Source organism: Shewanella maritima (assembly GCF_004295345.1).
In the GTDB taxonomy this organism is placed as follows: domain Bacteria; phylum Pseudomonadota; class Gammaproteobacteria; order Enterobacterales; family Shewanellaceae; genus Shewanella; species Shewanella maritima.
The window spans coordinates 551834-565185 of the sequence record NZ_CP036200.1; the positions used below are offsets into that span (position 1 = coordinate 551834).

Sequence of the window (13352 nt, forward strand, 5' to 3'; positions counted from 1 at the left end):
CGAAGCGCTTTATCGCATGAATAAATTAAAAAAGACGCCTATTGGCGTCTTTTTTGATTGAATACTTGCTTATCCCAAACTCAAGCTAAACTTCACTCTTTGGCAGTGAGTTGAGCATCATTCGTGCTAGTTCATCGAAACGCTGCTCTCGCTTTTCAATCTCAGTTCCTGGCTGGGTAAAGCCTTGGGCAAGAACTCGCCAAACAACTTCATTGGTTTGTGGGTGAAAAAATGCCACAAACACTGAGCCTTTTTCAAACTTCTTATCGATTCCCTGAGTATTTAATCCTGCGACTAATCCAGCACGTTTTAGAATTTCAGCGTCAGACATTTCAGATTCAAGTGCGATAGCAAAGCCAACATACAAACTCGCTGGATTGCTGACTTGCCCCTCGCCAGCTGCAAAACGATACCCTTTTTCCTCTAACTCCGCCTTAAAAGAGCGACGCATATGTCTTTGTAATTCGCCCACTTCTTGCGGGTTATGGGTATGGATTCTGTTTACATCTGGATGCCAAGCAAGGTTTTGACCGTGCTGCTGAATAAAATCCTGATCACCAGAAACAACAACTGTTACACGGCTTGTTGGAGAATTATCAACAATTTCCGGCTGGCTAGTACAAGCCCCTAATGTTAACGCCAAGGCTATCGTTATTGCTGTTGTCTTAGCTTTAGCCACACATTTATCAAAGCGGTTTTGCATCGACCAACACTCCCTTCACACTCGTTAGGTATAGAAACAAATAGATACTTTTTACAAAGTACGCTGAAGCTGAACCAATAGCAAATTGATAAACATTAATATGATTATAAAGTTAGCGTACGATTTAACTCAGCTCCGTTTTAGTGAAACTCACTCACCTTAGCCATGCCACTCTGTTTTATCAAACCAATGACGTTTACAATGACTCGCTATCAACAAACTTATAATAAACGGGTGAGACTCTATCAATGGAACTGATCGCAGCCATTGCGCTGTTTGCATTTTCTTCAGGTATTACACCAGGTCCCAATAACATTATGCTAATGACCTCAGGGCTCAATTTTGGCATTAAGCGCAGCATGCCGCATATGCTAGGGATCTGCCTTGGTTTTCCAGCTATGGTATTAGCAGTGGGTTTAGGCTTAAGCGCAGTATTTGCTAGCTACCCTATCATTCACTCAATCATTAAAGTTGTCGGTATTGCTTACTTGCTCTACCTTGCATGGCTTATCGCCAACAGCAGTAGCAAAATGGAAGGCAAGCAAACAGCCAAACCCTTTAGTTTTGTTCAAGCAGCGGCGTTTCAGTGGGTAAACCCTAAAGGTTGGATTATGGCGGTCGGCGCTATAGCAACCTTTACCAATATCGAACAAGCTCTGCAACCGCAAGTGGTGCTTATCGCCAGTGTGTTTTTTAGCGTTGCCCTGCCTTGCGCTGTTGTTTGGCTTGGCTTTGGGGTTGCACTCAAGCGTTTGTTAACCGAGCCTCGCCACCAGCGGATATTTAATATTTCCATGGCGCTCTTGTTAGTTGCCTCGATTATCCCTATGGTGTTACCCGCCAATTAACCCAAAGCTTATTGCTGCAAATTTGTAGAGAGTTGTATATGTCTGCCCCACTGCCTTGTGTTGTTGAAACTGAAAACTGGGTCAAATCAGTCATCATGAAGTACAACATTTGCCCCTTTGCCAGGCGCGAGGTTGAGCGCAAAACCATTCGCTACCATGCAATAGAACAGACTCAGCTTAAGCTTGTACTGCAAGACTTCATTCAGGAATGTTTGTTTTTAGATGACAACCCACAAGTTGAAACCACGCTAGTGATTTTACCTAGAGGTTTTGAAGGTTTTTATCAGTACTTGGATTTAGTCGATTTAGCCACTGACCTACTGTACGAGCAAGGTTATGAAGGCGTATATCAGCTAGCCAGTTTTCACCCTGATTATTGTTTTGACGGGGAGCCGTTTGATAGTGCTAGCAACTATACCAACCGCTCACCTTACCCAACTATTCACATCATTCGTGAAGCGAGTATGGAGCAAGCTCTGGCAGATTATAACGAGCCTGAAACGATCCCAGAGCGCAACATTACCTTTGCAGAGCGCAAAGGCAGCGAGTTTTTCGTCAAGCTGCTGGAAAAATGTAAAAGCGACTAGGGCCTATCTTTAAGCGGTTTTGACGCCTTTTATGCTGTAAACCAGCGGCACTGGGTTACCCTGATGCAAATACTGGAACACTTCTTTATTAAGCAGCTCATTTCGCTTTGACGTTAAGTTGTCAAAACAATTGTATGGGCTGTAATCAAACTCATTGAACTCAACAATGTGAATCCCAGCTTTGATAAGCGCATTAATCACATCGCTAACCGGGTGCGACCAAGTTATCTCGGTTGTTTGGGTATCTCGATTATTCTCGGTGTAGGTTTGATTGACTTCGATATCGGCTTGTTCATCATGGAAATAACGATAGCCATCAAACACGTCGTGTATCGGGTGAAACTCGGCAATAAACAGCTCGCCACCCACTTTTAAATGACTTGCGACTGTGCGCGCCCAGCGGTCAATATCTGGCAGCCAACACAAAACGCCATAAGAGGTGAACACCAGATCAAAATTGGCTTTGGCAGTTTGCTCACTTTCATATACATCAGAGCAAATAAACTCGGCATCTATTCCACACTCACTCGCCAGTGTAGTTGCCGCTTCGATGGCTTTACTTGATAAATCAAGCCCTGTCACCTTTGCGCCAAGCCTTGCCCAAGATAAGGTATCTAAACCAAAGTGACATTGAAGGTGCAGCAGTTTTTTACCTGCAACACTGCCAAGCGCACCTAGTTCAATTTGATTAAGGCTCGTGTTACCTGCTTTAAAACTATTTACGTCATAAAACTTTGAGTCGAGATGCACCGCAACCTTGCTATCCCATGAATGCTGGTTCACATGCAAATACTGGCTTTGTAGTGGCGTCGCTTGTGTATTGTGGCTCATATCTTTATCAATGTTTTGTTTGCGTGCCAAAGGCGATGAAAGTGTGCATTGTCGTCTTTACCCCTAACTTTCAGACACATGGAACTTGCTCACCTGCGCATTTAGCACGCTAGCATCATCAAGTAGCCCTGCATTCAATTCGGCAATCTTACTGGCGATCTCTTGAGTGTTCACATACAGCTCGCTTATCTTCATGGCATTACGGTTCACTTCTTCCGATACAGCAGTTTGCTCATGGGTTGCAGCCGCGACCTGCTCGTTCATGCTGTCGATTTCACTCACCAAAGATACAATAATTGATAGCTCTTCGCCTGCATGCTCAGCCTCCGCCACACTTGCTTCAGCTTGTGTGCGACCACGCTCCATGGCCTTAACAGCAATTGCGGCGCCCGATTTTAAACGCTCGGTCATATTCTTAATATCATCGGTAGAGTTTTGCGCCCTTTGCGCAAGAGTGCGCACTTCATCAGCTACAACTGCAAAGCCACGACCTTGCTCGCCAGCTCGAGCAGCCTCAATAGCAGCATTCAACGCCAGTAAGTTGGTTTGCTCAGCAATGCTGCTAATGACATCCAATATCGCCACGATACCTTGAATATCGTTATCTAGCTGCTGAATAGACTCACCAGCTTCGTTGATCTCATTTGCTAATTGGCTAATTGCCTGACTAGTTTTGCTCACATCCGAGTTACCTGTTTGTGCTTCCTTATTCGCTTTAGCTGACGCTTCAGAGGTGCTTTCAGCATGTTGGGCAATCTCATTCACGGTTGCGGTCATTTCAGTCATGGCTGAAGCAACTTGCTCGACTTCGCTATAGCCTGCATCAACGTCTTGACGAAGCGAATAGGTGAACTGATTAATTTGTTCAACCACAGAAACTAACGCTCCGGTCGTTGATTTAACCTGAGCCACAATCCCTTCAAAATCATCCATCATAACGTTAAAGGCTTTAGCGACCTGACCAAACTCATCCTGACTTTGAATGTCCAGCCTTACCGCCATGTCGGCATTCTCACCAGCTGATGTAACCTGCTTTTGCATGTGCTTTAAGTTACGGTGAATATAGTTGGAAATATTGACCGACATGAACAACACAAATGCGGTTAGCAGCACCAAATTGAAGGTGGCAATATACATGTGAGTTTGGGCACTGGATAACTCAGATTTAGTGATATCAATAAGATCAGTTGCGAGCACTTTTTCAAACTCAGTCAGTACACCAATGCGGCGGGTTGATGTGTCAAACCATTGCTCTGGGTTTTGCGACTGAATTTGCGCCACGTCTTGACTAAAAGCAATATCGCGAAAGCGCTGCACAGCTTGTTCAGCATCGCCCGACATGCGTATCGCAAACTCATTGGCTGTGGTAGAGGTTGCTGCAGCATTAAAACGCTCAGCGTAAGTATTTTGCTCAGACACTAAGGTAACAAATTTTTTGTACGCACCAGGTTTAAAGCCTGCATTACCGAAGGTGCTACTCAGTACAGCACGCTCAATACCCGCTCGTTCTTTAAGCTGTAGAAATGCACCAAATGCCTTGATTTTAATGCTCAGTTCACTGATTTGGCTTTGACTTGCGGCGTCATCTACCAACGACAGCAACACGCCATTCATTCCAGTGTAGTACGCCACTTCTTCGGCTAGAGAAATAGTCAGGTTATCTACCTGTTGGCGCACACTAGCAAGGCGGCCTAGCGAGGCATCGACATTACTGAGCTTGTTACCAAACTCACTTGGCAGTTCGTGACTGGCGATAAATTGTTGATAACGGCGGACTTGCTCATCTGTTAATTGTCGCTGCTTAGGTAAACTCGCAGCAAAAGACTGACCTTTTGAGCCAATAAAGCCTGCGCTCATACCACGCTCTTTTTGCAGTTCATGCACCAGTGCACCATTAACCACGGCTAACTCACTAAGCTCAAGTACTGTACTTAATTGGCTTTGACTTTGGTATTTATTAACAACGAAGGTGCCACCATAAAAAACGAAAGCCAGTAGCGGTGGTAAGATCATCAAGGCAAGCTTATTGGACATTTTGATATTGCCAATCCATTGCAATCCCATTTATTACTCCTTTAGTGGTAAAACGTTAACTGACCTTTATTAAGCGTAGACTATCTGTCGATGGGCATATCTCCCATCACCTGAATTCTATCTGATTTGCCCATTGGCGAGCACAAAAAATGGAAAAATGTTACACGTACATGTAAATGTAACGGCAACCTAGCAAAGAGCTAAAGTAATAAATACATCATATTTTTATCAAGCGGTATCAATCTGTTGGCTCAGATAATAAAAAACGCCCTTGGAGCAACCAGGGGCGTTTTGGTAAAAGCTTAATCGCTGTGATTAATTACGGGCTAATTGGTACTCTAAGTGATGAGCTAGCCTTCGATACCTTTACTTGCCAGAAACTCATCATAAGTGCCTTTAAAGTCAGTCACACCTTGCGGAGTGATTTCAATAATACGCGTGGCAAGTGACGATACGAACGCTCGGTCATGGGATACGAAGAATAGCGTGCCTTCGTATAGCTCAAGGGCATTGTTTAACGACTCGATTGATTCCATGTCCATGTGGTTGGTTGGTTCGTCAAGTAGCAAGATGTTTGGCTTTTGCATGATTAGCTTACCAAAGTACATACGACCTTTTTCACCACCAGATAGCACAGTAACTGACTTTTTAATGTCGTCTGCGCTAAATAGCATACGACCTAAAATGCCGCGCACAGCTTGGTCATCATCTTCAGGTTTGCGCCACTGACTCATCCAGTCAAACAGGTTCATGTCGTTGGCAAAGTCAGCTTCATGATCCTGAGCATAGTAACCAATATTGTGGTTTTCAGACCATTGGATCGTGCCTTCATCTTGCGGAATATCGTGTACTAAAGTACGCAGTAATGTGGTTTTACCCACACCGTTTTCACCCAAAATAGCAACGCGCTCGCCCACTTCGGTGATGATGTCTAAATTCTTAAATAGCGTTTCATCGAAGCCTTTAGCTAGGTTTTCAACTACTAGCGCATTACGGAATAGTTTTTTCTCTTGCTCGAAACGAATGAACGGATTCACGCGGCTAGAGGCTTTCACTTCTTCAAGCTTAATCTTATCGATTTGCTTCGCACGTGAAGTTGCCTGCTTTGCTTTAGAAGCGTTCGCAGAGAAGCGCGATACGAACGTTTGTAGTTCAGCAATTTGTGCTTTCTTCTTAGCATTATCAGACAATAGACGCTCACGCGCTTGCTGCGCAGCCATCATGTATTCATCGTAATTACCTGGGTAAACACGCAGCTCACCGTAATCGATGTCAGCCATGTGAGTACACACTGAGTTCAGGAAGTAACGGTCATGCGAGATGATGATCATGGTGCTGTTTCGGGTGTTCAGCGTTTCTTGTAACCAACGAATGGTGTCGATGTCCAAGTTGTTGGTAGGTTCGTCAAGTAGCAGAATGTCTGGATCTGAGAATAGTGCCTGAGCCAGCAGCACACGTAGCTTGAAGCCTGGCGCGATTTCGCTCATCAGACCAAAATGCTGGTCAACACCAATACCCACGCCCATCAATAAATCGCCAGCGCGCGCTTCTGCAGAATAACCGTCCATTTCGGCATATTCCATTTCAAGCTCAGCCACGCGGATACCTTCTTCTTCGGTCATTTCTGGCAAAGCATAAATGCGGTCACGCTCTTGCTTAACTTCCCACAGCTCTTTGTGCCCCATGATCACTGTGTCTACAACTGAGTATTCCTCATAAGCAAACTGATCCTGATTCAACTTACCAATGCGCTCACCCGGATCAATAGACACGTTACCGCTAGTAGGCTCAAGCTCACCAGATAAAATCTTCATGAAGGTTGATTTACCACAGCCGTTTGCACCGATCAGACCGTAGCGGTTACCACCGCCAAATTTGACCGAAATGTTTTCAAACAACGGCTTTGAGCCGAACTGCATGGTGATGTTGTTACTATAAATCACAGAGGTTCCTTTATGCGCACTGAGTGCATTAACGAATACTAGGGCCTGTTGATCCTTGCGGATTAGAATTTGTTCGAATTAAAAGCACTTTAATCGCGACGCGAGCGATGACGTCTAGTCACCTAAACAAATTCGCTCGCAACAAAGAGTAAAGTGCTTTTAAACGAACCTTTCAGGCAGCGCTTGTTGTCATTTCTACTGCGTTAACGACTTATCATGTGGAATAACCACACATCAAACTCGTTGCCTTGTATTAATTTCCAGCAAGCAGCTGCAAAAATAATCTTGAAAGATTAACAGACCCTAGCTACAAGCATAGCTAATCACACAAAAATGCCTGCTCAATTGCGGATATTTTCAGCTATACAAAAAATTGCCCGCGATTATACATGAGCGCCGCCGTGCTTTACAGCGGCTTATGCCGATTAGCGCATCATCAAGGTAAATCACCACGCGCCAGCAACTGTTTGATAACAAGCCAGTCTTCGAACTTGCTGTAATCTACTATCGAACGTGGGCTATACCAACTGGGATAATGAAGTGATCAGAGATTACGCAGGAAAAACCGCTTAGAACAAGGCGGAAATTGCAGCTAGCTAGTTATTCTACCTACAAAATTTCTAACGAAGTTATAAGCGCTTTTAGCCAGTAAGAGTGAGCACATACTTGTGCTGATTGGTATCAATAAACACCGTTTTGGTTGCGCACTTTGCCACCTGTGAATAGTGCATACATACGCATCGATAAACTCATGCTTTGCACCGCGTCCCAATGCTCAATCAAATAGCCGTTTTCAACCTTCCAGGTATCAATAATATTCAGCCCTTGGCTATCGTCACCGCGATGCTTAGCTTTGAGCGTCGCATGGGAATGAACTGACACATAATCACCATCCACCAGCACGCGCTTTACGTCATAACTAAATTCAGGGGCAATCTTGATGAAGTCGCGCAAGGTACTGAGCACGCCATCAATGCCATCTGCCATAGTGCGATTATGCTGCTTGTAAGGCTTATCTGCATAGCGCGCAGCTAAGCTATCAAAGTCATGCTCATTCATCAGCTGTTGAATAAATCCGATTACAGCGTTGGCATTGGCTTTGTCCTTGTCACTCCAATGCGCTTGTTCAAAATCTTCTGCATTAATTTGCGGGGCACTCATGTCACTCTCCTAGAGTAAATAACAACACTATCGTTAACTTTTTAAATTTAACTTTCAAAATGCAAGTTAAATTATTAGCTTTTATTTTGCAAGTTAATTATTATGACGTTCGAAACAAACTTATCTCTTGTATCTGTGCTTAATGAGGCGAACGAATGACACAACGCTCCGACTGCCCTATCTCTACCCTGCTCGACTTTGTTGGTGACAAGTGGAGTTTATTGATTGTGCGTGACTTGATGTTCTTTGGTAAAAGCTCGTTTTCAGAGCTGCAAAACTCAGATGAACGGATGGCGACAAACATTTTATCTAGCCGACTAGAAAAGCTGGAACAGGATGATTTAATCCAAAAACAAACTGACCCAAATGACAGACGCAAGAAGATTTATAAGCTTACCGAGCAAGGTAAATCGCTACTACCGATTTTGTTGGAAATGATTATTTGGAGCAGTAAGCATGCCCAAGAAACGAATTTGCCCACGCAATTACTTGAAAGAGCGTCGACTGACAGGGATGGTTTGATAGCTGACTTACTAGCAAGGTTAGAAGACTAGTCAGTTGCTGCTAGTTGGCATGTGGAGCAACCACGATGTAAATCAGCCATAAACCGAACACGAGTGAGGCAACACCACAAGGTCGAAACACCGATTTAAACAGGTCAGCAGACCAAATAGCAAACTGTCGATGACGAGCCTCTCCGATTAATAGCAAACCAATACTGACACTAATTAGCAGTACACCCATGTACAAAACAAAAGTGGGATACAAGGTAACGTTGCGAGTGACAACAAACCCAACCCCTGCAATTGCCCTTGAGCATACTTCAAACCAATGAAAATAAGATTTTTGGCTAAATGTGATTATGCCGGCTGACCAAGCATTTGGCCTCACAATCATTATGCAACTTAAACATACGGTAAGTATTCCAATCGCGACAATAAACAGCATCTGCTGGCTACTCGTTCTCTGTCATAGGATCTGCTGTAGGGTTAGTTTTCGCTTGCGTACCAGCAACACCTTCACTGGAATAAGTGTCGGGGACAAATTTGTAATGACCAGTTATTGGATAATCAAACAGCATATCCTCCAACACGGGGCCTGAACCTATGTTATGGGAGATGAGTGGATTGCCCGTTGTTGGACTCAGCTTGTCGGTAACTATTCCAATATGGGGTAAATTACCTGGCAGCATCCAGGTAACGAGCTGCCCAGCTTTATAATCCAAATGATTGTCTGAAACCACAAGAGATTGCCCATGGCGACTAAAGAAAGTCTGCAAATTGGGCACACGGCGATGATCGATATTACGGTCGGTAGAGTGTAAACCCCAAATCCGTTTTGAAGGATAAGCTGAAAAGTGTTGCTTCATGTCCTCATGTACTAACACTTGAAGATCAACCCCTATAGCGCGGTAACTTCTGATCACTACATCAGTACACACCCCGATATTGGCAGGGACATCGCCGTTGGGATAATCAATTGCGATATATGCGCCATCATAAGTCACACTGTGATTAGTGCGCTCAATTGCGGCAGCCACAAAGTCTTGCTCGAACGTATTAGCAAAGCTAACAGTTGAAATAGAACTGGATAAAACCAGTAACGCCGTGGCAATCAGTTTCACGTACAAATCCTTGTAAACTGTAGTTTATTTCACCATGCTACATCATTGTTTTAAAATTAAAAACTAAACTGGCTTATTGCGTTAATTCAAAAAATCTAGCACTTGTGAGTTTGGCTAAATCATCTGGGCTTATTTCAATTTCTAAACCTCTGCGCCCTGCACTAACATAGATTGTGTTCTGTTGCTGCGCCGACGCATCGATGACAGTTTTTAAACGCTTCTTTTGCCCAAGAGGACTCACGCCACCCAACACATAGCCAGTTGAGCGTTGCACTTCGCTTGGCTCAGCCATGTTTGCCTTTTTCGCACCAACAGCTTTGGCAATGAGTTTCATGCAGAGCTTGGCATTGACAGGAACAATACCGACAACTAGCTCCTTGCTATCAAGACTAACTACCAGAGTTTTGAACACCTTCTCTGGCGCAATACCCAACTTTTCAGAAGCTTCTAGACCATAAGACTCACTGCTAGCATCATGCTGATACTCATGCACTTTATGGGATATTTTAGCCTTTTTTGCTCGATTAATTGCAGGTGTCATAGTGTCCTTAAAAGCGAGTGCGGGAAATTTAATTAAACATTAGTCAATGTTAACGGCTTTGTTCAAAACGCTTGAATAACAGCGGTAATGCCCGCTCGCGCCAGAAGTCCGTACATATTGCACCACTCGACATACCGCCATGGACAAAGTCTTCGACATGTATAGTTTCATCCAAAGACATAGGGCGACCAGTCAGCTCTAAAAATGCCGACTCGATTAAATGCTGCAGTTGCTCAATATCTTGTGGCATATCTACAGATATCAAAATGTACCTGCATAGCTTGCCACAAGTAAGGGTCACCTCTTAATCCCCATTGCTCTGGGTGAGGGTTAAATAAATCACTTAGCTTCATAAATTGACCGTGTTGATGACATTAATTTACTCAAACTTCATTAGCCTGGAAAAACTGGAAATCGTTGTCAATGATACGATAGTGATGGCTTCAGAGACACAAATGCCCCATAGAATGGTACCCGAGACCAAACTGCTCTTTATAAACCAAAGTGGCACGCCTTGTTTTCAACAAGAGCGCGAGGGATTTTAAGTCTCAAAATTTTACTATTGCAATAAACGCAAAAAAGCCTCTGCATTGCAGAGGCTTTATGCACCATATAATGGTACCCGAGGCCAGACTTGAACTGGCACGCTTATTCAGCGAGGGATTTTAAATCCCTTGTGTCTACCGATTCCACCACTCGGGCAAACTGTTAAAGTAATAACAGAAAGTCAGTACTTTGAAATGTTTGCTTCACTTACAACTCACATGAACGTGTGTCGCTGTGAACGAGTGCATACTTTACTGATTTTTTTACCGCAATCAACTAAATAGTGAAGATTTAAGCTTAATTGCAGCAAAAAACAGCGATATCCAGAGCTTTAACGCGTCAGCTCAGCATAGTATCGCCTAAAGCAACCGATAAAATTAGCGTTTACGGCTTCACTGGCGTTAAACCTTTTTCGCGTTCATCGACAGCTTCATCCAACTCAAAGCCACTTTTAACCCAATTTGTCGCTTCTTCTACACTAAATTTTGCTTTGGCCCACTCTTTTGCAGCATCAACGCTAAACTTCGCGTCAACCCAAGCTTTTGCTTCATCAGCAGCAAAGCCATTTTTACTCCATGTTTGCGCACCTGCAGCGTCAAAACCTGCAGATTTCCAAGCTGAGATCTGTCCTTCAGACATACCCTCCCAGGTTGGACTAGATGCACAGCCAATTAAAATCAACCCTAATACCATTGCAAAGTATTTTTTCATGTGAAGTCCCTTATTTACGCCAGAAAAAGTAACTTCATTAACCCTAGTTCAGCACTTTGATTTCGCAAATGTTTATTATTAATCAGCGCAAGTATGTGAACACACTTAACTGCTAAATTGGCCTATCACTTATTTGGAAATTATAGTTATATTACATATAGGTAGCTACAAACTCTGTCTTATAACAAGCGATTATCCTGCGCCATCTCTGATCACTAATTTATTGCGCTAGGTATAACAACAAAGCACAAAAAAAGTCGCACAAAGCGACTTTTTATATTTATGGCTATTCATAACCCTATGAACACAGTTGCGTATTAACTACGCTGACGAGTTGGCTTTTTGCCACCAGTCACCTTGTGCTTGCGTACTGCGCGGCGAATTTTAGCGCTTTTCACTTTAGCACGTGAAACTGAGTGCTTGTCAGTACCAAGGAATGAGCGAGTTTCAGGCTCTAAACCTGCAACCTGACGTAGGTAGTTGACCTGCTCCATGGTTAACTCAGTCCAGCCACCACGAGGCAGTGATTTAGGTAATTCAATCATGCCATAACGCACACGAATTAGGCGGCTAACTTGCACTTCTTGCGACTCCCACAAACGACGAACCTCACGGTTACGACCTTCATGCAGAGTAACATGCCACCACTGATTAATACCTTCACCACCCGCAGCTTTAACACTGTCGAAGTTAGCAGGGCCATCTTCTAGCATGACGCCTTGGCGTAGGCGCTGCACTGCAGCCTCTGGCACTTCGCCAAATGTACGTACAGCGTATTCACGCTCTACTTCATTCGACGGGTGCATTAAGCGGTTCGCTAACTCACCATCTGAGGTAAACAGCAGCAAACCTGAGGTGTTAATATCCAAACGTCCTACCGCTACCCAGCGTGAATCACGCACTTTAGGTAGTCGGTCAAATACCGTAGGGCGACCTTCCGGGTCCTTACGAGAACAAATTTCACCTTCAGGTTTATGGTAAGCCAGTACGCGACAAACAACGTCATCAGCTGATTTGATTGATACCGCGCGGCCATCAATTCTTACTTTTGCATCTGATTCGATACGATCGCCAAGTTTAGCGATTTCACCGTCAATACTAATTCGACCTGCAGCAATCCATGCCTCCATCTCACGACGGGAGCCATGGCCTGCACGGGCCAAGACTTTCTGCAATTTTTCACTCATTAGTTGACTCTTCTATTGTAGTTGGCGCTGCCTCTGACTCTGCATCATTTGCAGGCTCTGGTGCTTGTTGAGCACGCTCAAACATCGCCTGTAGTGACTCAATGTCCGAAAGCGGAGGTAAATCTACTAATCGGTTTAAGCCAAAGTAAGATAAAAATGTATTGGTGGTGGCATACAAGGCGGGTCGCCCTGGCACGTCTTTATGACCAACTACTTTTACCCAATGTCTATCAGCTAAGGTTTTTATGATGTGACTGCTGATCGCCACCCCTCTTATTTGTTCAATATCGCCGCGTGTTACTGGCTGGCGATAAGCAATAACGGCAAGAGTTTCCATTACTGCTCGAGAATACTTAGGTGCTTTTTCTTGCCACAGTGGCTGCAACAGTGGATTAAGCATTTCCAATGTTTGAAAACGATAGCCAGATGCGACCTTCACCAACTGTACGCCGCGCTCTTGATAATCTTGCTGTAACTCATTAACTACAGCCTGAATGCGTGCGCGCGATACACTAAAACCTGCAAGTACAGTTTCACGCATGAACTTAATGGTCAGCGGTTTGCCAAGCACAAATAGGCTGGCCTCGATTAATTGCTTTAGCTGCGTATCACTAATTTTATTATTGTCAGCCATGA

General features: G+C 44.1%; 14 protein-coding genes and 1 tRNA gene. 3 read left to right on the forward strand and 12 right to left on the reverse strand.

Going from position 1 to position 13352, the window contains the following annotated elements; all coding sequences use genetic code 11:
* Nucleotides 1–85: 85 nt before the first annotated feature.
* Nucleotides 86–703, reverse strand: coding sequence for a DUF4136 domain-containing protein (locus EXU30_RS02365; protein ID WP_130597638.1), 618 nt, complete (start codon nt 701–703; stop codon nt 86–88).
* 248 nt (nt 704–951) lie between these two features.
* Here EXU30_RS02365 and EXU30_RS02370 point away from each other — a divergent pair, with 248 nt between their 5' ends.
* Both EXU30_RS02370 and EXU30_RS02375 read left to right on the forward strand, forming a co-directional pair.
* Nucleotides 952–1551, forward strand: coding sequence for a LysE family translocator (locus EXU30_RS02370; protein ID WP_130597639.1), 600 nt, complete (start codon nt 952–954; stop codon nt 1549–1551).
* Between the two features lie 38 nt (nt 1552–1589).
* Entirely contained in the window at nt 1590–2138 is a 549-nt protein-coding gene (locus EXU30_RS02375) for a DUF1415 domain-containing protein (RefSeq protein ID WP_130597640.1), read from the forward strand.
* 9 nt (nt 2139–2147) lie between these two features.
* Here EXU30_RS02375 and EXU30_RS02380 read toward each other — a convergent pair whose 3' ends face one another.
* The 4 genes from EXU30_RS02380 to EXU30_RS02395 form a co-directional block, all read right to left on the reverse strand.
* Nucleotides 2148–2969, reverse strand: a complete 822-nt coding sequence (locus EXU30_RS02380) for a class I SAM-dependent methyltransferase (RefSeq protein ID WP_130597641.1) — start codon at nt 2967–2969, stop codon at nt 2148–2150.
* Nucleotides 2970–3032: 63 nt separating this feature from the next.
* Complete coding sequence (locus EXU30_RS02385) at nt 3033–5033, reverse strand: methyl-accepting chemotaxis protein (protein ID WP_130597642.1); 2001 nt, start codon at nt 5031–5033, stop codon at nt 3033–3035.
* 320 nt (nt 5034–5353) lie between these two features.
* Nucleotides 5354–6946, reverse strand: a complete 1593-nt coding sequence (locus EXU30_RS02390; RefSeq protein WP_130597643.1) for an ABC-F family ATPase — start codon at nt 6944–6946, stop codon at nt 5354–5356.
* Nucleotides 6947–7627: 681 nt separating this feature from the next.
* Nucleotides 7628–8107, reverse strand: coding sequence for a nuclear transport factor 2 family protein (locus tag EXU30_RS02395; RefSeq protein WP_130597644.1), 480 nt, complete (start codon nt 8105–8107; stop codon nt 7628–7630).
* 155 nt (nt 8108–8262) lie between these two features.
* On the opposite strand from EXU30_RS02395, the gene EXU30_RS02400 reads away from it, so the two are divergent.
* Nucleotides 8263–8661, forward strand: coding sequence for a winged helix-turn-helix transcriptional regulator (locus tag EXU30_RS02400; protein ID WP_130597645.1), 399 nt, complete (start codon nt 8263–8265; stop codon nt 8659–8661).
* A gap of 401 nt (nt 8662–9062) precedes the next feature.
* Here EXU30_RS02400 and EXU30_RS02405 read toward each other — a convergent pair whose 3' ends face one another.
* The 7 genes from EXU30_RS02405 to scpB form a co-directional block, all read right to left on the reverse strand.
* Nucleotides 9063–9722 carry a DUF1287 domain-containing protein gene (locus EXU30_RS02405; RefSeq protein ID WP_242620380.1) on the reverse strand — a complete coding sequence of 220 codons (660 nt, stop codon included), beginning with the start codon at nt 9720–9722 and terminating at the stop codon, nt 9063–9065.
* A gap of 82 nt (nt 9723–9804) precedes the next feature.
* The gene (gene ybaK / locus EXU30_RS02410) at nt 9805–10272 is read right to left on the reverse strand and encodes a Cys-tRNA(Pro) deacylase (protein ID WP_130597647.1); all 468 of its coding nucleotides are present in this window, start codon (nt 10270–10272) and stop codon (nt 9805–9807) included.
* A 49-nt stretch (nt 10273–10321) separates the two neighbouring features.
* Complete coding sequence (locus EXU30_RS02415; protein WP_207234093.1) at nt 10322–10537, reverse strand: hypothetical protein; 216 nt, start codon at nt 10535–10537, stop codon at nt 10322–10324.
* Between the two features lie 351 nt (nt 10538–10888).
* Nucleotides 10889–10974, reverse strand: a tRNA-Leu gene (locus EXU30_RS02420).
* 228 nt (nt 10975–11202) lie between these two features.
* The gene (locus EXU30_RS02425) at nt 11203–11529 is read right to left on the reverse strand and encodes a hypothetical protein (RefSeq protein ID WP_130597648.1); all 327 of its coding nucleotides are present in this window, start codon (nt 11527–11529) and stop codon (nt 11203–11205) included.
* 317 nt (nt 11530–11846) lie between these two features.
* Nucleotides 11847–12716: a 23S rRNA pseudouridine(2605) synthase RluB gene (gene rluB / locus EXU30_RS02430; protein ID WP_130597649.1), complete on the reverse strand. Its 870-nt coding sequence runs from the start codon at nt 12714–12716 to the stop codon at nt 11847–11849.
* Complete coding sequence (gene scpB / locus EXU30_RS02435; protein WP_130597650.1) at nt 12709–13350, reverse strand: SMC-Scp complex subunit ScpB; 642 nt, start codon at nt 13348–13350, stop codon at nt 12709–12711. The genes rluB and scpB overlap by 8 nt, the downstream gene beginning before the upstream one ends.
* Nucleotides 13351–13352: the final 2 nt, after the last annotated feature.